The following is a 21,204-nucleotide window of genomic DNA, read 5'->3' on the forward strand; positions in this document are numbered from 1 at the left end:
GCAGTTAAGCCGGTTCTAAAGCCCAAAAAACTCGCGGGCCGTTAATTCATCTCGCGCGATTTGCGCCTTAAGTTCGTCCAGCGAAGAGAATCGCTGTTCATTGCGTATTTTTTTACGCAGTATCACATCTATATGGCGACCGTAGAGGTCCATTACAACGTCCAGCAGGTGTACTTCTAACTGTTGACGTACACCGGCAACGGTTGGACGTGTGCCAATGTTGGCAACACCGTAGAAAGGCTTCTCGCCCAGTCCTGCCACTTCCACCGCATATACCCCTTTAACCGGGGAGACCTGACGACGCAGCGGTATATTCGCCGTCGGGAAACCTATCGTGCGGCCCAGCGCATCGCCATGGACCACGCGACCTGAAATCGTGAACGGATGGCCCAGCAGCGTTTCTGCCGTGTCCAGATCATCGTTCGCCAGCGCCTGACGTACCGCCGTGCTGCTGACGCGCACCCCGCCCTCGCAGAAGGTCATTGTACTGGTGACGTCAAACCCGTACTCCAGGCCAGCCTTCTGTAATAACAAGAAATCGCCCTGACGACCAGCGCCAAAGCGGAAATCATCGCCCACGGCAAGAAACTGCACGCCAAGCTGCCTGACCAACAGGTCACTGACGAAGTTTTGTGCGGTCAGCGCGGCAAAGCGACGGTCGAACCGTATGCACAGGACGTAGTCTACCCCTGACTCCGCCAGGTAGCGTAACTTCTCGCGCAGACGAGTCAGCCGCGCGGGAGATTTCTCGCCTGCAAACAGCTCCAGCGGCTGAGGCTCGAAAATCATCACCACGACCGGCAGGCCTCGCGCCTCGCCTTCTTTACGCAATCCCTGCAACAGCGCCTGATGCCCACGATGCACGCCGTCGAAATTACCAATGGTCAGCACGCACCCGTGCGGGGCCTGACTGAGATTATGTATGCCGCGTATCAGCTTCATGACTGGCTCAAAACAGTGAAAATCGCCAAAGTATACCTTGTACAGCGGTTAACGTTAACCGGCGATTGTTCACGCTAAACAGAAAGCTGTATGATTTCATCACGCTGACCTTTCACAGCAAAAAAATCTGCCCGTGAACTGCGATTTTTACGCCGAAAAGCTGTATTCACGAACGACAAGCTGGTAGAATCCTGCGCCATCACTACGTAACGTAGCGTCGCCACATTAACGGCGCTTATTTGCACAAATCCATTGACAAAAGAAGGTATAGAGGGCATATTCCTCGGCCTTTGAATTGTCCACATAGATCATATTTGGGAGTTGGACCTTGGCTAATATCAAATCAGCTAAGAAACGTGCCGTTCAGTCTGAAAAGGCTCGTAAGCACAATGCAAGCCGTCGCTCTATGATGCGTACTTTCATCAAGAAAGTATACGCAGCAATCGAAGCTGGCGACAAAGCTGCAGCGCAGAACGCATTTAACGAAATGCAACCAATCGTGGATCGTCAGGCTGCTAAAGGTCTGATCCACAAAAACAAAGCAGCGCGTCATAAAGCAAACCTGACCGCGCAGATCAACAAACTGGCTTAATCGCCACTTGTTGTTGCTTGTTTGAAAGAACCCGCTTAACGCGGGTTTTTTTATGTCTTCAGATTGCCGGTGGCGTAAACAGCGCCGAGTAGTCACGGTTGCAGATTCGCTGCACCGCCGGGTGCTGAATCATCCTTTCGGCGAATATGGCGTGATACTCCTCCATCACGTTATCTACCCTGCCAATCTCCGTAATCTTGTCGTCTGAATAGAGATCGTGCGCGTATAGCGTCGGGGCAACGAAGATAGCGTTGTGCGCCTCGCCAAAGGCTTTCATCAGCGCTGCATCGTCGAACTCACCGAGGATTTCTACGTTCAGCCCCTGCGAGTTAAACCAGTTAAGCAGCTTGCGCCCGAGCATTGAGCGTCTTCCCGGCACCAGCAAGCGGCGCTCTTCCAGGCAGGCCGGAAACGGTTTTTCCGGTGGCGGATTGATGCACCAGAAACTGACGCCGCATTCACCAATTTTCACCGAGAACAACCCTTCCTGTTGCGTCGAATCGATGGGGCAGTCCGAGATAATCATGTCCAGCTTGTGCTGGCTCAGCTGTTCCAGCAGCATTTCATGAGTGGACTCAAAGCAGCGTAAATGAATCTGTTCATCTTCCACCACCGCCGCATCCAGCACGCCGCTCACCAGCCGTTTAGACAGCGCATCCGCCACCCCCACGTCAAAGAGCAGGTTAGACTCTTTGCGATAGTTAACGATATCCAGCATCTCCTGGCTCAGGGTGAACATCTTGTCCGCGTAACGGAACACCAGTTCACCCAGCTCGCTCGGCTCAATGCCCCGCCCTTTCCGCTTAAAAAGCTTTCCCTGCAAGCGCTCTTCCAGGGCTTTGATTTGCCCGGTGATAGTCTGTGGCGTCAGGTAGAGCGCCTCTGCGGCTCCCACGACCGAGCCCTGCTTGTAGACATGCCAGAAGTAATAGAGGTGGTTATAGTTCAAATGTGACATCACGTTTTCACTCCCTGATAGTTTATCGGGAGAAGGCTTCCCTCCTCCCGGTTTCCTGTTATGCCTGGACAGCCTGTCCGGACAACTTCACCTTCAACAAGGTATAACCAACAACCGCGGCCAGTAACGACCCGATAAGAATGCCGAGTTTCGCCCAGATAATAAGCTCAGGCGCGCTTGCACCAAACGCCAGCGTCGAGATAAAGATCGACATGGTGAAACCAATACCGCACAGCACGCCGACGGCCATAATCTGTCTAAAGGTGGTTCCGTTTGGCAATGACGCCAGCTTCAGTTTCAGCGCCAGCCAGCAGAACAGGCTAATGCCCAGCGGCTTACCGATAAACAGACCGGCGATGATGCCCAGCGGCAGCACGGAGGTGAGTCCGTCCAGGGTAACCCCTGCCAGGGACACACCCGCGTTGGCAAACGCGAACAGCGGCAGGATCATAAAGCCCACCCACGGGTGCAACACATGCTCTAACTGTTTAGCAGGCGATTTACCGTCCTTCTCCTTCAGCGGAATAAAGAAGCCAACGATGACGCCAGCCAGCGTGGCATGCACGCCAGACTTCAGCACCGCCGTCCACAGCACCATTCCCACCAGAATATAAATACCCGTGCGTCGGACATTGAAGATGTTCAGCAACGCCAGCACCGCAATAGCCACGGCCGCCACGCTCAGCGACAGAACAGACAGATCGCTGGTGTAGAACAACGCGATAATCACGATAGCGCCCAGGTCATCAATAATCGCCAGCGCCATCAGGAAAATTTTGAGTGCGGTCGGCACACGGCTGCCAAGCAGGGCTAAAACGCCGAGCGCAAACGCGATGTCCGTCGCGGCCGGGATCGCCCAGCCGTCACGCGCAACCGGATCCTGCCACGCAAACGCGAGGAAAAGCAGCGCCGGAACGACCATCCCGCCAATTGCCGCGATCACCGGAAACGCCGCGCGCTGTCGGCTGGCAAGCGAACCGATCACAAGTTCACGTTTGACCTCCAGCCCCACCAGCAAAAAGAACACCGCCATCAGTGCATCGTTGATCCACAGCAGCATGTTCTTGTTAATTTCCAGCGCCCCAACCTTAAGCTCAACGGGCGTTTCCAGAAATGCGTGATAGAGATCGCGCGTCATGCCCATGTTGGCGAGCAGCATAGCAGCCACAGCAGCAATGATCAGAATGATGCCGCCGGACGCCTCACTGCTAAAGAAACGGTGTAGTAATTTCACGTTTACTCTCTCTTTTACAACAATACCTCGGTAAAACCATAATATCAGCGCAAACAGATCGGTAAAAACAGATTAATATTGGGTATAGATTCAGTTTAACCGAGCAATAAGGCTATAAAGCAAAAAGCCCGGAATCGCTTCCGGGCTTTAAAGGATAGTAACCAGCTGGCGAATTAGCGGGTTAAATCGTCGAAGAATTTTTTGACGCCATCGAAGAAGCTTTTGGAGCGCGGGCTGTTTTTCTCACCCGTTGGGCCGCCAAAGCTTTCCTGCAACTCTTTCAGGAGCTGTTTCTGCTTGTCGTTCAGGCCGACCGGCGTTTCAACGACCACGCGGCATAACAGGTCACCCTGCGCGCCACCGCGAACGGATTTAACGCCTTTGCCGCGCATGCGGAACAGTTTGCCGGTCTGGGTTTCGCCAGGAATTTTCAGGTTAACGCGACCGTCCAGCGTCGGCACTTCGATTTCACCGCCGAGTGCCGCCATCGCGAAGTTGATCGGCACTTCACAGTACAGGTTGTTACCTTCACGCTCGAAGATGGCGTGCTGCTTCACCTGCACCTGAACGTACAGATCGCCTGCCGGTGCGCCGTGCTCCCCTGCTTCACCCTCGCCTGCCAGACGGATGCGGTCGCCCGTATCAACGCCCGCCGGGATCTTAACGGACAGCGTTTTGGTTTTCTCAACGCGACCATGACCGTGGCATTTGGTGCACGGATCTTTAATCAGCGTACCGCGACCATGACAGTGCGGACACGCCTGCTGCACCGCGAAGAAGCCCTGACGCATCTGGACCTGACCGGAACCGTGACAGGTCGGACAGGTCTGCGGCTGAGTTCCAGCCTTCGCACCGCTGCCGTGGCAAACGTCACACTCTTCCAGCGTCGGGATACGGATCTCTTTGGTTACGCCACGAACCGCTTCTTCCAGCGTCAGATCCATGTTGTAGCGCAGGTCTGCGCCGCGCGCCGCGCGTTGACGACCACGACCACCACCGAAGATATCGCCAAATACATCGCCAAAGATGTCGCTGAAATCCGCACCGCCGCCAAAGCCGCCGCCACCAAATCCACCGCCGCCCATGCCGCCCTGTTCAAAGGCCGCGTGACCGTACTGGTCATAGGCCGCACGTTTTTGTGCATCGGTCAGGACTTCGTAGGCTTCTTTGATCTCTTTAAATTTGGCTTCAGCCTCTTTGTCACCCTGATTGCGGTCCGGGTGGAATTTCATGGCCAGGCGCTTATACGCCTTTTTAATTTCACGCTCTTCCGCAGTTTTCGGAACGCCTAAAATCTCGTAATAGTCTTGCTTTGCCATTGGTTTTTTTAAGCCCCTTAACATGCGAGCACGGGCGTGGAGAATTCTCCTACGCCCGTGCCGATTACTTACCCTGCATCAGGGCGATTATTTTTTGTCTTTCACTTCTTCGAACTCAGCGTCGACAACATCGTCGTCTTTCGCGTTGTTCTGGGAAGCATCAGCGCCCGCCTGCTGCTGTGCGTGCTGCTGCTGAGCGATTTCCATCAGCTTCTGAGAAACCTGTGCCAGCTCCTGCATCTTCGCTTCGATGTCCGCTTTGTCTTCGCCTTTCAGAGACGTTTCCAGCGCGCTCAGTGCAGTTTCGATCGCAGTTTTGTCTTCCGCTGGCAGTTTATCGCCCGCTTCTTCAACCTGCTTACGGGTGCTGTGCAGCAAATGGTCACCCTGGTTACGGGTCTGAACCAGCTCTTCGAACTTACGGTCGGATTCCGCGTTAGCTTCGGCATCACGAACCATTTTTTCGATTTCCGCTTCGTTCAGGCCAGAAGATGCCTTGATGGTGATCTTCTGCTCTTTACCGCTGTTTTTGTCTTTCGCAGACACGTGCAGGATACCGTCAGCATCGATGTCGAAGGTGACTTCGATCTGTGGCATGCCGCGTGGTGCCGGGTTAATACCGTCCAGGTTGAACTGACCCAGAGATTTGTTATCTGCCGCACGCTTACGCTCACCCTGAATCACATGGATGGTTACCGCAGACTGGTTGTCTTCAGCGGTAGAGAACACCTGGCTGTGTTTCGTCGGGATAGTGGTGTTTTTGTTGATGAGCGGGGTCATCACGCCACCCATGGTTTCGATACCCAGAGACAGCGGGGTAACGTCCAGCAGCAGTACGTCTTTCACTTCACCCGTCAGTACACCACCCTGAACCGCAGCACCGATAGCCACTGCTTCGTCCGGGTTAACGTCTTTACGTGGCTCTTTGCCAAAGAATTCAGCCACTTTCTTCTGAACCATTGGCATACGGGTCTGACCACCTACCAGGATAACGTCCTGAATGTCAGACACGGACAGGCCAGCGTCCTGCAATGCAACTTTCAGTGGCTCGATAGAACGGTTCACCAGGTCTTCTACCAGGCTTTCCAGTTTCGCACGGGTCACTTTGATGTTCATGTGTTTTGGACCGGTCGCGTCTGCGGTGATGTACGGCAGGTTCACGTCGGTCTGCTGAGCGGAAGACAGCTCGATCTTCGCTTTCTCAGCGGCTTCTTTCAGGCGCTGCATCGCCAGCGGGTCGTTACGCAGGTCAATGCCCTGATCTTTCTTGAACTCGTCAACGAGGTAGTTGATCAGACGGGTATCGAAGTCTTCACCACCCAGGTGGGTATCACCGTTGGTTGCCAGAACTTCGAAGGTTTTTTCGCCGTCAACGTCGTCGATTTCGATAATAGAGATATCGAAAGTACCACCACCCAGGTCGTAAACCGCGATAGTACGGTTGCCAACTTCTTTATCCAGACCGTAAGCCAGCGCAGCTGCGGTTGGTTCGTTGATGATACGTTTTACTTCCAGACCTGCGATACGGCCAGCATCTTTGGTTGCCTGACGCTGAGCATCGTTGAAGTAGGCAGGTACGGTAATAACAGCTTCAGTTACCGGCTCACCCAGGTAATCTTCCGCGGTTTTCTTCATTTTTTTCAGCACTTCAGCAGAGATCTGCGGTGGTGCAGTTTTGGTGCCTTTCACATCAAGCCATGCATCGCCGTTATCCGCTGCGATGATTTTGTAAGGCATGATGGAAACGTCACGCTGAACTTCTTCGTCCTGGAAGCGGCGGCCAATCAGGCGTTTGATCGCAAACAGGGTATTTTGCGGGTTTGTCACTGCCTGACGTTTAGCCGGCTGACCAACCAGAGTTTCACCATCCTGGGTATAAGCAATGATAGAAGGCGTGGTGCGATCGCCCTCGGCGTTCTCCAGCACACGTGCAGTAGTGCCATCCATAATCGCTACACAAGAGTTGGTAGTACCCAGGTCGATACCAATAATTTTACCCATCTAAACGTCTCCACTAAAAATTCAGTCAACATGTGGTTGTGTACCTGTAATAAGGGCAGAACGTGCTTTTTCAACTGCCCAGATTTGTTTTTTTTCAGGTCCACACACTGCGGTTGCTTACAAGATGGGGTCACAACGGCATCCATCAAGGGGGAAGGATAAAAAATTTTTTAATTTCACCCCGATGAGATCATAGACGGCGTCGATGCCGCCCATTATGATGCCGCGCCCCGTCAGGGAGAACTGGCGCGGGTTTAACCATTTCACCATATTAATGATGATTTTTTTGAGGACTTATGGGCAACACTAAGTTGGCTAATCCGGCTCCGCTGGGCCTGATGGGTTTTGGCATGACCACCATTCTGCTGAACCTGCACAATATCGGGATGTTCCCGATGGACGGCGTAATCCTGGCGATGGGCATTTTTTACGGCGGTATCGCACAAATTTTTGCGGGCCTGCTGGAATATAAGAAAGGCAACACCTTCGGCTTAACCGCCTTTACCTCTTACGGTTCCTTCTGGCTGACTCTGGTCGCGATTCTGCTGATGCCTAAAATGGGCCTGGCGGAGGCGGCAAACGCCCATTTCCTGGGCGTGTACCTGGGGCTGTGGGGCGTGTTCACCCTGTTTATGTTCTTCGGCACCCTTAAGGCGAACCGCGCGCTGCAATTCGTCTTCCTGAGCCTGACCGTACTGTTCGCCCTGCTGGCCATCGGTCACCTGGCGGATAACGAAGGCATCGTTCACGTTGCCGGCTGGGTGGGTCTGGTTTGCGGCGCAAGCGCAATCTACCTCGCTATGGGTGAAGTGCTGAACGAGCAGTTCGGCCGCACCATTCTACCGATTGGTGAAAAACACTGATCCCTCTGTCGTGCCCGCGTCGCGGGCACGACGTCCCTCTGACTGGCGAAGCCACATCCCCAATACCAGACCCATCAGCGATAACGCCAGCACGTACCACGCTGGTGCGAGCGGCGACACGCCCATCAACACCGTGACCACAATCGGGGTCAGCCCACCGAAAATGGCATACGAGACGTTATAAGAGAAAGAGATCCCGGTGAAGCGTACCTCCGGCGGGAAGGCGCGGACCATCACGTACGGTACGGCGCCAACGACGCCCACGCACAGCCCGACAATGCCGTACAGCAGGAACAGCTGTTCAGGATGGTTGCCCGCCAGATGGTAAAATGCCCAGCTCGACGCGGCCAGCAGCAGGCTGCCGACAATAAAGGTCACGCTGGCCCCGAAACGATCCGCCGCCAGACCGGCGGCCAGACAGCCAAAGCAGAGCATAATTGTCGCGATACTGTTCGCCTGTAACGTCACGGCGGGCGCAAAACCGTACTGTTTTTGCAGCCAGACTGGCGACATCAAAATGACCACCACAATGCCCGCAGACAGCAGCCAGGTCAGAAGCATCGATACCACCACCGCTTTTTTATGCCGCACCACCACCGTTTTCACCGGCAGTTCTTGCGCCAGCGCCTTTCGCTGCTGCATTTCCAGAAATATTGGCGTCTCCTGCAACCAGCGTCGCAGGTACATTGCCACCAACCCAAACGCCCCGCCCAGCAGGAACGGGATACGCCAGCCCCAGTCGTGAACGGCCTGCTGCGTCATGCTGGTATTGATGATGGTGGCGACCACGGAGCCAAGCAGGATCCCGATCGTCAGCCCTGCGGTCAGCGTTCCGCACGCAATGCCGATCCGGCGCACCGGGACGTGCTCCGCGACAAACACCCAGGCGCCCGGCACTTCCCCACCGATGGCCGCCCCCTGGAGAATACGCATCAGCAGCAGTAATAACGGGGCGATAATGCCCATCGACTCATAGGTAGGCAAAAGACCAATCGCCAGCGTCGGCACGGCCATCAGCAGGATACTGAGGGTAAACATCTTCTTGCGCCCAACCAGATCGCCAAAGTGCGCCATGACAATGCCGCCCAGCGGACGCGCCAGATATCCGGCGGCAAAAATGCCGAAGGTTTGCACCTGACGCAGCCATTCAGGGATATCCGCCGGGAAAAACAGCGCCCCCACGACGGCAGCGAAGAAGACGAAGATGATGAAGTCGTAAAACTCCAGCGCGCCGCCTAAGGCGGCGAGCGTCAGGGTTTTGTAGTCCAGTCGATTCAGAGGTCGGGTGTTATGTGACATAGCGAACCATTGTGCATGTGTTGTGGATTATTTTTTACAGCAATCGTAAAGAAAAAATTACTATATCGTAAATCCATTTACACGCTACCGTGGCTGGCGCGAATGTCACATTTTAATCAATTTCAGGAGATTGTTTCGCGGCGAGCGCTTTTAGGGCGAAATGCTGCTACCACGTTGCCGTCAGTTTCCACATAGGGACCGTCAAGCAACTGTATACAATACGGTACACTTGCAAAGATGCCGTGCACGATAACGCTGCCGTCCTCGGCTTTCACCCCTTCCAGCGTTTCTTTGATCGACTTCGGCTGCCCCGGCAGGTTCAGGATCAGCGCCTGTTTGCGGATCACCCCGACCTGACGGGAAAGAATGGCCGTCGGGACAAAGTGTAGACTGATCTGACGCATCTGTTCACCGAAGCCCGGCATTTCGCGGTCGGCAACCGCCAGCGTCGCGTCCGGCGTCACATCGCGGCGCGCGGGGCCGGTTCCGCCCGTTGTCAGAACAAGGTGGCAACTCATCTCATCCACCAGTTCACACAGGGTCTGCTCGATGATCGGCTGCTCGTCCGGGATCAGGCGAGTCTGGATCTCAAACGGGGTAGTGAGCGCGCTGCTCAGCCACGCTTCCAGAGCAGGGATGCCTTTATCCTGATAAACACCGCTGGAGGCGCGGTCAGAAATCGACACTAAGCCGATGCGTAAGGTATTCATATCCATTCCATTCAAAAAGTACTGATTAAAGGGAATGATACACGCAGAGAGGAAATTCAGACAGTGGCGGGGGGAAGACGCGTGACCGGGAACCCGGTCACGCAGAATGATTACAGCAGGTCGCCGATCATTTTTTCCAGTTTTTCCTGGTCGATAGCAAACTTACGGATACCGTCCGCCAGTTTGTCTACGGCCATTGGATCCTGGTTATGCTGCCACAGGAACTCGGATTCGGTGATGCGCTCCGGGCGCGCTTTCACTTCGCCGGTGTAAGACAGTTTACGCTCGATAGTCCCTTCGCTTTCTGCCAGCTCTTTCAGCAGCGCAGGGGCGATGGTCAGGCGGTCACAGCCAGCCAGCTCGATGATTTCGCCGACGTTACGGAAGCTTGCGCCCATAACAACGGTCTCATAGCCGTGCTGTTTGTAGTATTCGTAGATTTCAGTCACGGAAATCACGCCAGGATCTTCAGACGCCGCATACTCTTTCTTGTCGGTATTGGCTTTGTACCAGTCCAGAATACGGCCCACGAACGGAGAAATCAGGTATACGCCAGCTTCTGCACATGCACGCGCCTGCGCGAAGGAGAACAGCAGAGTCAGGTTACAGTTGATGCCTTCTTTTTCCAGCTGCTCAGCAGCGCGGATGCCCTGCCAGGTAGAGGCCAGTTTGATCAGGATACGATCGTTGCTGATGCCCGCATCGTTGTACAGTTTAATCAGGCGTTTTGCTTTGGCGATAGACGCTTCGGTGTCGTAGGAGAGACGTGCATCAACTTCGGTAGAGATACGGCCAGGAACGAGTTTCAGGATTTCCAGACCGATGTTCACTGCCAGTTTGTCAGTGGCATCCACAACCTGCTGCGCGCGGTCATTGCTCTGTGCTTTCGCCCAGGTCACCGCCTCGTCGATCAGTTTGCGATACTCAGGGATCTGCGCGGCGTTAAGGATCAGAGAAGGGTTGGTTGTGGCATCCTGCGGCTGGTACAGCTTCATTGCCGCGATATCTCCGGTGTCAGCGACGACAGTAGTGAACTGACGAAGGGAGGTCAATTTATCCGTCATGATAGTGTTTCTCTTTTAACGTGCCCTGGATAATTCACACTACCGACAGCTTGCCAGCAGCGGAAAAATGACAGGTTTACTTGTTAGGGGGATGTAACCGGTCTGCCCTGATGATAACACGAGTGAGAGGCAGCGCAACCGCAGACAGTGCGCTTAGGCAGAGTATGATAAACTCAGAATATTAACAGGCTGCTAAGTAACAGCATGCACACTCAGTGGTAGCGCTTACATATTCACTTTGGCATCAACAAGAGGGACGTTAGTGCCTGATTTCTTTTTCTTTATTAACGAAGTCCTTTGGGGTTCGATCATGATATACCTGCTTTCAGGAGCAGGTATCTGGTTTACGTGGCGCAGCGGGCTGATTCAGTTCCGCTATATCCGCAAATTTGGCAGAAGTCTGAAAAACAGCGTCACCCCACAGCCGGGCGGTCTGACCTCGTTTCAGGCGCTCTGTACCAGCCTGGCCGCACGCGTGGGCAGCGGTAACCTGGCCGGTGTCGCGCTGGCGATCGGCGCGGGCGGTCCGGGCGCGGTATTCTGGATGTGGGTGACAGCGATTATCGGCATGGCCACCTCCTTTGCGGAGTGCTCCCTTGCGCAGCTCTACAAAGAAAAAGACAGTAAAGGTCAGTTCCGAGGCGGCCCTGCCTGGTATATGGCTCGCGGGCTGGGAATGCGCTGGATGGGCGTGCTCTTCTCACTCTTTTTACTGATTGCCTATGGCCTTATTTTCAATACCGTACAGGCAAACTCCGTCGCCCACGCGCTACGTTTCGCCTTCAACTGTCCGGAGTGGCTGACGGGCGGCGCGCTTGCCCTTCTCACCCTGCTGACCATTGTGACCGGGCTAAAAGGGGTTGCCCGCCTGATGCAGTGGCTGGTTCCGCTGATGGCGCTGCTGTGGGTGTCCACCAGCCTGTTGGTGTGCGCGATACATATCGACGAGGTGCCGAACATTATCGCCACCATTTTCAAAAGCGCGTTCGGCTGGCGCGAAGCTGCTTCCGGCGCACTGGGTTACACCGTAAGCCAGGCACTCGCCGCAGGATTTCAGCGGGGGATGTTCTCCAACGAAGCGGGGATGGGTTCCACGCCGAATGCCGCCGCCGCGGCCGCATCCTGGCCCCCGCATCCCGCCGCGCAGGGCATTGTGCAGATGATTGGCGTCTTCACAGACACCATTGTTATCTGTTCCGCCAGCGCGATGATAATGCTGCTGGCTGGTGCGACTGAACATCCGTCCGGCAATACGACAGGTATTCATTGGGTACAACAGGCGCTGGTCTCCCTCGTCGGCGGCTGGGGCGCGGGCCTTGTCGCACTTGTCGTGGGGCTGTTTGCCTTCAGTTCCATTGCGGTGAATTATATCTATGCCGAAAATAACCTTATTTTCCTGAAGGTTGATTCGCGTCTGGCCCGCAACGTACTTCGCGCGGGGGTGCTGACGATGGTGATCGTCGGCTCCCTGCTCAGCATGCCGATGATCTGGCAAATAGCGGACGTCATTATGGCGCTGATGGCCATCACCAACCTGACGGCCATTTTGCTCCTTTCACCGGTTGTGGCGCTGATCGCGCGCGATTATCTGCGTCAGCGCAAGCTCGGCGTACAGCCCGTCTTTGACGCCTCACGCTATCCCGAAATCGAGTCACAACTTGCCCCTGGCACCTGGGATGATTTGCCGCGGCAATAACAGCTATCGATCAATTCAGGGCGATTTTTTGTTAAAGTCGCTCTAAATTTCCTGCAAGGACTGGATATGCTGATTCTGATTTCACCTGCAAAAACGCTCGACTACCAGAGCCCGCTCGCCACTGAGCGTTATACCCAGCCGGAATTGCTGGACTACTCGCAACAGCTGATCCACGAGGCGCGTAAACTTTCGGCTCCGCAGATCGCCTCGCTGATGAGCATCAGCGATAAACTCGCCGACCTGAACGCCACCCGTTTTCACGACTGGCAGCCTGACTTCACGCCCGCTAATGCCCGCCAGGCGCTGTTAGCCTTCAAAGGTGATGTCTACACTGGCCTGCAAGCAGAAACGTTTAGCGAAGCCGATTTCGATTTTGCCCAGCAGCATCTGCGCATGCTGTCCGGTCTGTACGGGGTTCTGCGCCCGCTGGATCTGATGCAGCCGTATCGCCTGGAGATGGGTATCCGCCTGGAAAACGCCAAAGGCAAAGATCTGTACCAGTTCTGGGGCGATGTTATCACCGACACGCTTAACGCCGCGCTGCAAGCCCAGGGGGATAACGTGGTGATCAACCTGGCCTCCGATGAGTACTTCAAATCGGTGAAGCCGAAAAAGCTGGATGCGGACATTATCAAGCCGGTGTTCCTCGACGAGAAGAACGGCAAATTTAAAGTGATCAGCTTCTACGCTAAAAAAGCGCGCGGTCTGATGAGCCGCTTCATCATCCAAAACCGCCTGACGAAGCCAGAGCAGCTCACCGGCTTTAACTGTGAAGGGTATTTCTTCGACGAGGCATCGTCAGGAAAAAACGAGCTGGTGTTTAAGCGTCACGAGCAATAAATGACAACCCCGCCCTCTGGCGGGGTTCTGCATTAATGGTGTTTCCAGTCCGGGCCAGGACGATGATCGTCATGGCGACGATCGTCATGATGGTGGTCACGATCGCGATGTTCATCGTGCGGACGCCAGTGGTTATCGCGCCAGTCATAGTGCGCTTTCCACCAGTCATGGTCGCGCCAGCGGCCACCATCCCAGTAGTGTCCGTTATTATCCCGATCGCCTATTTGCAATTTTACCGCAGGTACGAGAGTAATTTCAGATGCCTGTACCGCCATAGGGGCGACCAGCATCAGGGAAAGCGCGATGAGTGCAGGTTTCAGTGTAGACACAGGTGACTCCTTATTCTTCTTGCCCGACGTGGGCCGATGTAAGGAGAGTACGTGATGGGAACGGGGGATGTTATTCTCTGCAATCCTAAACGCTAAGTGACCGCATTTATTGGGAATTTCTGCTTTTTTCCTGCTGTTTTTCTCCTTAATTTCTCCATAAAAAAGCCGGGTGGCGGCTTCGCCTTACCCGGCCTACATTCTGAGCCGTTGTAGGCCCGGTAAGGCGTAGCCGCCACCGGGCAACAAACTTACGCTCGGGTCATCATCAGCTTACGCAGCGCGGCAAAGTCTGCGGGCAGCTCATGGGACAGCAGCGGCAGCTCGGCGCGCTCGGCCAGCTCTTTTGGCAGCGGCAGCGTTTCGCCCAGGATCGCTTCCACGCTCTCTTTGAACTTGGCTGGATGGGCGGTGCCGAGGAACAGGCCATACTCGCCCGGTTGAAGCTGATCGCGCAGGGCACGATAGGCAATCGCCGCGTGTGGCTCAGAGGTATAACCCACCGCTTTCAGCTCGCGCATGGTGGCTTTAGTGGTTTCGTCCGTTACCGCAGCGTAGCCCAGGTCGCCCAGACGCCAGACCTTACGGCGGAACAGCTCTTCCACACGCGGCCAGTTGTTAGGCTGTGACACATCCATCGCATTGGAGAGCGTGGCCTGAGTCGCGTTCGGCGCCCATTTTCCGTCCTTCAGGAAACGCGGCACAGTGTCGTTGACGTTGGTAGCGGCAATAAAGCGTTTCACCGGCAGGCCGAGTGATTTTGCCAGCAGGCCCGCCGTCAGATCGCCGAAGTTCCCGCTTGGCACGGAAACCACCAGCTGATTGCGCGCTTCCTGCGGCAGCTGCGCCACCGCTTCGAAGTAGTAGCAGATCTGCGCCAGCAGACGGCTGATGTTGATGGAGTTGGCAGAGTTCAGCCCCAGCGCCGCCTTCAGCTCTTCGTCATCGAAGGCCTGCTTGACCAGCGCCTGGCAGGCATCGAAGTCGCCGTCGATCGCCACGGTTTCAATGTTGCCCCCCAGGGTGCAGAACAGTTTTTCCTGAAGCGGACTGATTTTGCCTTTCGGATAGAGGATCACCACGCGGACGTTTTTCAGGCCGTAGAACGCATGGGCCACCGCTGCCCCGGTATCACCGGAGGTCGCGGTCAGGATGGTCACCGGTTTGTCGCCGCTGATGTGGGTCAGCATCTGCGCCATAAAGCGACCGCCGAAATCTTTGAACGCCAGCGTCGGGCCGTGGAACAGCTCCAGACAGCCAACGTCAGGCTCCACCTGTTTCACCGGAGCCGGGAAAGCAAACGCCGCACGCACGCGCTCTTCAAGCAGCTCCTGCGGGATTTCGTCGCCGATAAACGCAGACAGAATTTTGGTGCTGCGGGTGACAAAGTCCTGTTTCAGCAATTCATCAATTTCAGTCAGCTGAAATTCCGGCAGGTCGTGGGGGAAGAACAGCCCCTGATTTTTGCCCAAACCCTGCGTTACCGCCTGCGCGAAGCTGACCTGCTCGTTATGATCTTTAAGGTTGTAGAGTTTCATTCGTTATCCCAGTACTCGTGCGCCAGCCGTGTCCAGACGGCAAATATGAACAAAGCCTTCCTGATTTTGCAGGTAGTGTTTAGAGAGCCAGTCCGCCACGCGCTGCGCGGTGTCTGGCTTGTCGCATAAGGCGAACAGCGTCGGGCCGGAGCCGGAGATGCCACACGCCTGTGCGCCGATATCCATGGATGCCTGTCGCGCATCGTTAAAGCCCGGCAGCAGCTTCGTGCGATACGGTTCGGCAATGACGTCTTTCATCAGTTTCGCCGCCAGCTGCGGCTGACGGGTGTAGCAGGCGTGAATAAAGCCCGCCAGATGACGCCCGTGGGCGATACAGTCCTGACGACGATACTGCGCCGGCAGGATCGCACGCGCTTCGGCGGTAGACACTTTAATGCCCGGATAGGCCAGTACCCACAGCCACTCATCAAACCCTGGCACCTGCTGGCTGATGATGCCATTTTCTTCAATCATCAGTTGCATGCCGCCAAGGAAACATGGCGCCACGTTATCATAATGAATGCTGCCGGAGATGCGCCCCTCCAGCTCGCCCATCAGCGCCAGCAGACGGCTGTTGTTCAGCGGCTTGCCGCAGTGCTCATTCATCGCCACCAGCGCGGCAACCACCGAGCAGGCGCTCGAGCCGAGGCCCGAGCCAATCGGCATGCTCTTTTCCAGCGTCATGGCGACCGGCACGTTTTTGCCGATCTCCTGACAGAAGCGTTCCCAGCACTGATAAACGATATTTTCGCGCGGCTCAGACGGCAGTTTGCTGGCGAAGCGGCCCACGTTATTCAGGCTAAAGCTATCAGCCGCTTCCACCGTTACCGTATCACCCAGCAGCGAACCATCCACCGGCGTCACCGCCGCGCCCAGCACGTCAAACCCGACGCTCATATTGGCGCTGGAAGCCGGGGCATATACTTTAACCATCTTAAACTCCTAACTTCCATGACAGGGTACGCAGCAGATCGGCAAACACGCCCGCCGCCGTTACATCATTCCCTGCGCCATAGCCGCGAAGCACCAGCGGCAGTGGCTGATAATAATGGCTGTAGAACGCCAGGGCGTTCTCGCCGTTTTTCACCTTGTACAGCGGATCGTTGCCATCCACTTCGGCAATCTTCACCCGGCACACGCCGTCTTCTTCAATGTTGCCAACATAGCGCAATACCTTACCTTCATCACGGGCTTTCGCAACGCGTGCGGCAAAGGCATCGTCAAGCTGGGGCAAATTCGCCATAAAGGTGCTGACATCGCCGCTGCTGTCAAACTCGGCTGGCAGCACCGGTTCAATCACGATGTCGGAAAGCTCCAGCTCGCGGCCCGTCTCACGCACCAGGATCAGCAGCTTACGCGCCACGTCCATGCCGGAAAGGTCGTCGCGCGGGTCTGGCTCGGTGTAGCCCAGCTCGCGCGCGGCGCGGGTGGCTTCCGACAGGCTCATCCCTTCATCCAGCTTGCCGAAGATAAACGACAGAGAGCCGGAAAGGATGCCGGAGAAACGCTGGAGTTCATCCCCCGCGTTCAGCAGGTTTTGCAGGTTCTCGATGACCGGCAGGCCCGCGCCCACGTTGGTGTCATACAGAAACTTGCGGCGCGACTTACTCGCCGCCAGGCGCAACTGGTGATAGTAATCCATCGACGAGGTGTTGGCCTTTTTGTTCGGCGTCACCACGTGGAAACCTTCGCGCAGGAAATCCGCGTACTGATCGGCCACCGCCTGGCTGGAGGTACAGTCGACGATCACCGGGTTAAGCAGGTGATACTCTTTTACCAGACGGATCAGGCGGCCCAGGTTAAACGGCTCTTTTGCCTCTTCCAGCTCCGCCTGCCAGTTTTCCAGGTTCAGACCGTGGACGTTAGTCAGCAATGCTTTCGAGTTAGCGATACCGCAGACGCGCAGATCGATGTGCTTTTTCTTAAGCCACTCCTGCTGGCGCTTGACCTGCTCCAGCAGCGCGCCGCCGACGCCGCCAACGCCCACCAGGAACAGCTCAATCACCTGGTCGGTATTGAACAGCATCTGATGCACCACGCGCACGCCGGTAGTGGCATCATCGTTATCCACAACCACGGAAATTGAACGCTCTGATGAGCCCTGGGCAATCGCCACGATATTGATATTGGCCCGCGCCAGCGCGGCGAAGAATTTGGCAGAGATACCGCGCAGGGTGCGCATGCCGTCACCCACCACGGAGATCACGGCCAGGCGCTCCTGAATAGAGAGCGGCTCCAGCAGTTCCTCTTTCAGCTCCAGGTAGAACTCTTCTTCCAGCGCGCGACGGGCGCGCAGGCAATCGCCCTGTGGGACGCAGAAGCTGATGCTATATTCCGAGGAAGACTGCGTGATCAGCACGACGGAGATCCCGTTGCGGGACATGGCGGCAAACACGCGCGCAGCCATGCCGACCATGCCCTTCATGCCCGGGCCGGAGACGCTGAACATCGCCATGTTATTAAGATTCGAAATGCCTTTCACCGGCAGGTCATCTTCATCCGCGCTGGCGCCAATCAGCGTACCCGGCGCCTGCGGATTACCGGTATTTTTAATCAGGCAAGGGATCTGGAACTGGGCAATCGGGGAGATGGTACGCGGGTGAAGCACTTTAGCGCCGAAGTAGGAAAGCTCCATCGCTTCCTGGTACGACATCGACTTCAGCAGCCTGGCGTCCGGCACCTGGCGCGGATCGCAGGTATAAACGCCGTCGACGTCAGTCCAGATCTCACAACAGTCTGCACGTAAACAGGCCGCCAGCACGGCAGCGGAGTAATCAGAGCCGTTACGCCCCAGCACCACCAGTTCGCCCTTCTCGTTACCGGCGGTAAAGCCTGACATCAGGATCATATGGTCAGACGGAATTTTGCTTGCCGCAATGCGGCGTGTCGACTCGGCAATATCGACGGTGGATTCAAGGTAGTGACCTACTGCCAGCAGTTTCTCAACCGGATCGATGACCGTCACGTGGTGACCGCGCGCTTCCAGCACCCCCGCCATGATGGCGATGGAGAGTTTTTCACCCCGGCAAATCAGCGCCGCGTTGATGCTGTCCGGGCACTGACCCAGCAGGCTGATACCGTGAAGAACATGTTTGATCTGGGCAAATTCGAGTTCAACGGTGGCTTTCAACTGCGCCAGCGGGAAACCAGGCTGGGCGTCTGCCAGCCCCTGAAGCAGATCGGCGAAGATATGCTCGGCGTCGCTGATGTTCGGCAGTGCATCCTGACCACCGATGGTTTTTTCAATCATCGCCACCAGGTGGTTCGTGATTTTGGCCGGGGCAGAGAGCACGGTGGCAACCTGCCCCTGCCTGGCGTTGCTTTCCAGGATATCGGCAACACGCAGAAAACGCTCTGCATTTGCCACTGACGTACCGCCGAACTTCAACACTCGCATGGTTCTACCTCATTTCCTTTAGCCGAAAAAAAAGCCCGCACTGTTCAGGTGCGGGCTTTTTTCTGTTTTTCCTGTACGCGTCAGCCCGCATCGTTACCTGTGGTAATGATGATGGTTGTAGTAATGGTGGTGATGCTGATGCGTTTCATGGATGTTGTGTACTCTGTCATTATTATCTGTCTGTGCTCTATTCTTTTAGGGTTAAAGGATCGAGCCTCTTAAGTCAATGAATTTTTAATTTGATCACAATTCGGGACATTCTCACGTCCCGCTGTGGGCTGATTTATTTTCATCGGAATCCCCCAGATGCAACCCCAGACATTAGCAGGATCGGCCATAATAAAAACCTATGGCACGATTTTACTCGGCTAATTTTTTTTCAATATCATGGAGCAATCGGTGCAGCATTGCGGTGTCGCGCTGTTCAAGACGCCCTAAACGCTGCTGCAACCAGTCCACCATTTTTTGATCATCCGCGACGCCCAGCTGCACAAGAAGCTTATCCGCACGAACCCGCAGTGCCGCCAGCTGGTTTTCATCCGGCATTGTCACCGGTGGCTGAGAAATTTGTATTAAGGATGCTAATTGATAGCAATAAACCATCACCGCCTGCCCCAGATTGAGTGATGGATAATCCGCCACCATCGGCGCGCCCGTCAGCACGTCAGCCAGCTCCAGTTCTTCGTTGGTCAGCCCGGAATCCTCGCGTCCAAATACCAGTGCGGCTTTCTCCAGCCACTGGCTTTTTTCTTCCAGCATCGGCACCAGTTCAGCGGGCGTGGCGTAATAGTGAAACTTCGCCCGGCTGCGCGCGGTCGTCGCGACGGTAAACGAAATATCGTGCAGCGCGTCAGCGAGTGTTGCGTAAGTGGTTATATTATCGAGAATATCACCCGAACCGTGCGCAACCCACCGCGCAGGAGGTTCCAGATGTGCGGTGCTGTCCACAATACGTAAATCGGTAAAACCCATGGTCTTCATAGCCCGCGCCGCAGCGCCAATATTCTCGGCTCTCGCTGGTGCAACCAGCACAATCGACAGATGCATTTATGCTCTCTTTTTAATCAGTTAGCGGGTAAAAATGTGATTCACTTCATCATATTACGCAGCGCGAATTTACAAATTTGCAACACAAATCACTGAAATAGCGTTTCATAACAAATTAAAAACGCTAAACTATTTTGTGGCTGAACAATCAGTTAGAATGTTAACAGAAGTTCATTATCCTTATGTTTTGTAATGATAATGACCATATGAATACTCTTTTCTGATTGGATTCGTACCGTTTATCAATCAATGTCCGCAACTAGTTGGTTTATTGAAAAATTGTGACAAAGGCTAGCATTCAGCTACGATGATTTCATCAAACTGTTAACGTGCTACAATTGAACTTGATATATGTCAACGAAGCGTAGTTTTATTGGGTGTCCGGTGTCACTTAGCCTGTTATGTTGCTGTTAAAATGGTTAGGATGACAGCCGTTTTTGACACTGTCGGGTCCAAAGGGAAAGTACCCACGACCAAGCTAATGATGTTGTTGACGTTGATGGAAAGTGCATCAAGAACGCAATTACGTACTTTAGTCACGTTAAGCCGATCATGTTAATTTGCGACATGCATCAGGCAGGTCAGGGACTTTTGTACTTCCTGTTTCGATTTAGTTGGCAATTTAGGTAGCAAACATGCAGACCCCGCACATTCTTATCGTTGAAGACGAGTTGGTAACACGCAACACGTTAAAGAGCATTTTCGAAGCAGAAGGCTACGATGTCTTTGAAGCGACCGATGGCGCAGAGATGCATCAGATCCTTTCTGAAAATGATATCAACCTGGTGATTATGGATATCAATCTGCCGGGCAAAAACGGGCTTCTTCTGGCGCGCGAACTGCGTGAACAGGCGAACGTCGCGTTGATGTTCCTGACAGGCCGTGACAACGAGGTTGATAAAATTCTTGGTCTGGAAATCGGCGCGGATGATTACATCACTAAGCCGTTCAACCCTCGCGAGTTAACCATTCGTGCACGCAACCTGCTGTCCCGCACCATGAATCTTGGTACGGTCAGTGAAGAGCGTCGTAGCGTCGACAGCTACAAATTCAACGGCTGGGAACTTGATATCAATAGCCGTTCGCTGATTAGCCCGAACGGTGAGCAGTACAAACTGCCGCGCAGTGAATTCCGCGCGATGCTGCACTTCTGCGAGAACCCGGGCAAGATTCAGTCCCGTGCAGAACTGCTGAAGAAAATGACCGGTCGTGAGTTGAAGCCACACGATCGTACCGTTGACGTAACCATCCGTCGTATTCGTAAACATTTCGAATCTACGCCGGATACGCCGGAAATTATCGCCACGATCCATGGTGAAGGCTATCGTTTCTGCGGTGACCTCCAGGAGTAATCCGTTCCGTCACGCAGTAAAAAACG

The 21,204-nt window shown here is 54.9% G+C and carries 20 protein-coding genes, 1 pseudogene and 1 other annotated feature; of the genes and pseudogenes, 5 read left to right on the forward strand and 16 right to left on the reverse strand.

Going from position 1 to position 21,204, the window contains the following annotated elements; translation table 11 throughout:
* Positions 1–15 precede the first annotated feature (15 nt).
* Positions 16–942, reverse strand: coding sequence for a bifunctional riboflavin kinase/FAD synthetase (gene ribF, locus BH712_RS10900; protein WP_006810166.1), 927 nt, complete (start codon positions 940–942; stop codon positions 16–18).
* 7 nt (positions 943–949) lie between these two features.
* Positions 950–1,155: pseudogene (locus BH712_RS25295) on the reverse strand (DUF2575 domain-containing protein); the annotation flags it as partial.
* 115 nt (positions 1,156–1,270) lie between these two features.
* Between BH712_RS25295 and rpsT the strand changes: the two are divergent.
* Complete coding sequence (rpsT, locus tag BH712_RS10910) at positions 1,271–1,534, forward strand: 30S ribosomal protein S20 (protein ID WP_003856458.1); 264 nt, start codon at positions 1,271–1,273, stop codon at positions 1,532–1,534.
* 58 nt (positions 1,535–1,592) lie between these two features.
* Here rpsT and nhaR read toward each other — a convergent pair whose 3' ends face one another.
* The 4 genes from nhaR to dnaK form a co-directional block, all read right to left on the reverse strand.
* On the reverse strand, positions 1,593–2,492 hold the full coding sequence (nhaR, locus tag BH712_RS10915) for a transcriptional activator NhaR (RefSeq protein WP_003856462.1): 900 nt from the start codon (positions 2,490–2,492) through the stop codon (positions 1,593–1,595).
* Between the two features lie 58 nt (positions 2,493–2,550).
* The gene (gene nhaA, locus BH712_RS10920; protein WP_006810167.1) at positions 2,551–3,726 is read right to left on the reverse strand and encodes a Na+/H+ antiporter NhaA; all 1,176 of its coding nucleotides are present in this window, start codon (positions 3,724–3,726) and stop codon (positions 2,551–2,553) included.
* A 173-nt stretch (positions 3,727–3,899) separates the two neighbouring features.
* Entirely contained in the window at positions 3,900–5,045 is a 1,146-nt protein-coding gene (gene dnaJ / locus BH712_RS10925) for a molecular chaperone DnaJ (protein ID WP_008502040.1), read from the reverse strand.
* Between the two features lie 87 nt (positions 5,046–5,132).
* Positions 5,133–7,046, reverse strand: coding sequence for a molecular chaperone DnaK (gene dnaK / locus BH712_RS10930; RefSeq protein ID WP_006810169.1), 1,914 nt, complete (start codon positions 7,044–7,046; stop codon positions 5,133–5,135).
* A 296-nt stretch (positions 7,047–7,342) separates the two neighbouring features.
* Between dnaK and satP the strand changes: the two genes are divergently transcribed.
* Positions 7,343–7,909 (forward strand): acetate uptake transporter, encoded by a 567-nt coding sequence (gene satP / locus BH712_RS10940; protein ID WP_006810171.1) that lies wholly within the window; start codon positions 7,343–7,345, stop codon positions 7,907–7,909.
* On the opposite strand, the gene BH712_RS10945 is transcribed toward satP, so the two are convergent.
* The 3 genes from BH712_RS10945 to tal form a co-directional block, all read right to left on the reverse strand.
* Complete coding sequence (locus BH712_RS10945; RefSeq protein WP_006810172.1) at positions 7,886–9,208, reverse strand: MFS transporter; 1,323 nt, start codon at positions 9,206–9,208, stop codon at positions 7,886–7,888. The genes satP and BH712_RS10945 overlap by 24 nt on opposite strands.
* A gap of 122 nt (positions 9,209–9,330) precedes the next feature.
* Entirely contained in the window at positions 9,331–9,918 is a 588-nt protein-coding gene (gene mog / locus BH712_RS10950) for a molybdopterin adenylyltransferase (RefSeq protein ID WP_032673658.1), read from the reverse strand.
* 110 nt (positions 9,919–10,028) lie between these two features.
* Positions 10,029–10,982 carry a transaldolase gene (gene tal, locus BH712_RS10955; RefSeq protein WP_006810174.1) on the reverse strand — a complete coding sequence of 318 codons (954 nt, stop codon included), beginning with the start codon at positions 10,980–10,982 and terminating at the stop codon, positions 10,029–10,031.
* A gap of 262 nt (positions 10,983–11,244) precedes the next feature.
* On the opposite strand from tal, the gene BH712_RS10960 reads away from it, so the two are divergent.
* Together BH712_RS10960 and yaaA are read left to right on the forward strand one after the other, a co-directional pair.
* The gene (locus BH712_RS10960) at positions 11,245–12,678 is read left to right on the forward strand and encodes an alanine/glycine:cation symporter family protein (RefSeq protein ID WP_006810175.1); all 1,434 of its coding nucleotides are present in this window, start codon (positions 11,245–11,247) and stop codon (positions 12,676–12,678) included.
* A 66-nt stretch (positions 12,679–12,744) separates the two neighbouring features.
* Positions 12,745–13,518, forward strand: a complete 774-nt coding sequence (gene yaaA, locus BH712_RS10965) for a peroxide stress protein YaaA (protein WP_006810176.1) — start codon at positions 12,745–12,747, stop codon at positions 13,516–13,518.
* A 32-nt stretch (positions 13,519–13,550) separates the two neighbouring features.
* On the opposite strand, the gene BH712_RS10970 is transcribed toward yaaA, so the two are convergent.
* The 7 genes from BH712_RS10970 to yjjY form a co-directional block, all read right to left on the reverse strand.
* Positions 13,551–13,847, reverse strand: a complete 297-nt coding sequence (locus BH712_RS10970; protein WP_006810177.1) for a DUF2502 domain-containing protein — start codon at positions 13,845–13,847, stop codon at positions 13,551–13,553.
* A 248-nt stretch (positions 13,848–14,095) separates the two neighbouring features.
* Positions 14,096–15,382, reverse strand: a complete 1,287-nt coding sequence (thrC, locus tag BH712_RS10975; RefSeq protein ID WP_006810178.1) for a threonine synthase — start codon at positions 15,380–15,382, stop codon at positions 14,096–14,098.
* 3 nt (positions 15,383–15,385) lie between these two features.
* Positions 15,386–16,315 (reverse strand): homoserine kinase, encoded by a 930-nt coding sequence (gene thrB / locus BH712_RS10980; protein WP_006810179.1) that lies wholly within the window; start codon positions 16,313–16,315, stop codon positions 15,386–15,388.
* A 1-nt stretch (position 16,316) separates the two neighbouring features.
* Positions 16,317–18,779, reverse strand: a complete 2,463-nt coding sequence (gene thrA, locus BH712_RS10985) for a bifunctional aspartate kinase/homoserine dehydrogenase I (RefSeq protein WP_006810180.1) — start codon at positions 18,777–18,779, stop codon at positions 16,317–16,319.
* A gap of 24 nt (positions 18,780–18,803) precedes the next feature.
* Positions 18,804–18,921 (reverse strand) — a sequence feature (Thr leader region).
* Positions 18,860–18,928: a thr operon leader peptide gene (gene thrL, locus BH712_RS10990; RefSeq protein WP_015572623.1), complete on the reverse strand. Its 69-nt coding sequence runs from the start codon at positions 18,926–18,928 to the stop codon at positions 18,860–18,862. (Overlaps the previous feature by 62 nt.)
* A gap of 211 nt (positions 18,929–19,139) precedes the next feature.
* The gene (locus tag BH712_RS10995; protein WP_006810181.1) at positions 19,140–19,826 is read right to left on the reverse strand and encodes a tRNA/rRNA methyltransferase; all 687 of its coding nucleotides are present in this window, start codon (positions 19,824–19,826) and stop codon (positions 19,140–19,142) included.
* A 399-nt stretch (positions 19,827–20,225) separates the two neighbouring features.
* Complete coding sequence (yjjY, locus tag BH712_RS24630) at positions 20,226–20,366, reverse strand: YjjY family protein (RefSeq protein ID WP_001541509.1); 141 nt, start codon at positions 20,364–20,366, stop codon at positions 20,226–20,228.
* Between the two features lie 95 nt (positions 20,367–20,461).
* On the opposite strand from yjjY, the gene arcA reads away from it, so the two are divergent.
* Positions 20,462–21,178 (forward strand): two-component system response regulator ArcA, encoded by a 717-nt coding sequence (gene arcA / locus BH712_RS11000; protein WP_003856501.1) that lies wholly within the window; start codon positions 20,462–20,464, stop codon positions 21,176–21,178.
* Positions 21,179–21,204: the final 26 nt, after the last annotated feature.

The organism is Enterobacter hormaechei ATCC 49162 (assembly GCF_001875655.1).
GTDB lineage: Bacteria > Pseudomonadota > Gammaproteobacteria > Enterobacterales > Enterobacteriaceae > Enterobacter > Enterobacter hormaechei.

Bases quoted from the DNA above. Each gene is read 5' to 3' on its own strand.
- ribF (WP_006810166.1), bottom strand. From the start codon at position 942: ATGAAGCTGATACGCGGCATACATAATCTCAGTCAGGCCCCGCACGGG.
- nhaR (WP_003856462.1), bottom strand. From the start codon at position 2,492: ATGTCACATTTGAACTATAACCACCTCTATTACTTCTGGCATGTCTAC.
- dnaJ (WP_008502040.1), bottom strand. From the start codon at position 5,045: ATGGCAAAGCAAGACTATTACGAGATTTTAGGCGTTCCGAAAACTGCG.
- dnaK (WP_006810169.1), bottom strand. From the start codon at position 7,046: ATGGGTAAAATTATTGGTATCGACCTGGGTACTACCAACTCTTGTGTA.
- satP (WP_006810171.1), top strand. From the start codon at position 7,343: ATGGGCAACACTAAGTTGGCTAATCCGGCTCCGCTGGGCCTGATGGGT.
- BH712_RS10945 (WP_006810172.1), bottom strand. From the start codon at position 9,208: ATGTCACATAACACCCGACCTCTGAATCGACTGGACTACAAAACCCTG.
- mog (WP_032673658.1), bottom strand. From the start codon at position 9,918: ATGAATACCTTACGCATCGGCTTAGTGTCGATTTCTGACCGCGCCTCC.
- tal (WP_006810174.1), bottom strand. From the start codon at position 10,982: ATGACGGATAAATTGACCTCCCTTCGTCAGTTCACTACTGTCGTCGCT.
- yaaA (WP_006810176.1), top strand. From the start codon at position 12,745: ATGCTGATTCTGATTTCACCTGCAAAAACGCTCGACTACCAGAGCCCG.
- thrC (WP_006810178.1), bottom strand. From the start codon at position 15,382: ATGAAACTCTACAACCTTAAAGATCATAACGAGCAGGTCAGCTTCGCG.
- thrB (WP_006810179.1), bottom strand. From the start codon at position 16,315: ATGGTTAAAGTATATGCCCCGGCTTCCAGCGCCAATATGAGCGTCGGG.
- thrA (WP_006810180.1), bottom strand. From the start codon at position 18,779: ATGCGAGTGTTGAAGTTCGGCGGTACGTCAGTGGCAAATGCAGAGCGT.
- BH712_RS10995 (WP_006810181.1), bottom strand. From the start codon at position 19,826: ATGCATCTGTCGATTGTGCTGGTTGCACCAGCGAGAGCCGAGAATATT.
- arcA (WP_003856501.1), top strand. From the start codon at position 20,462: ATGCAGACCCCGCACATTCTTATCGTTGAAGACGAGTTGGTAACACGC.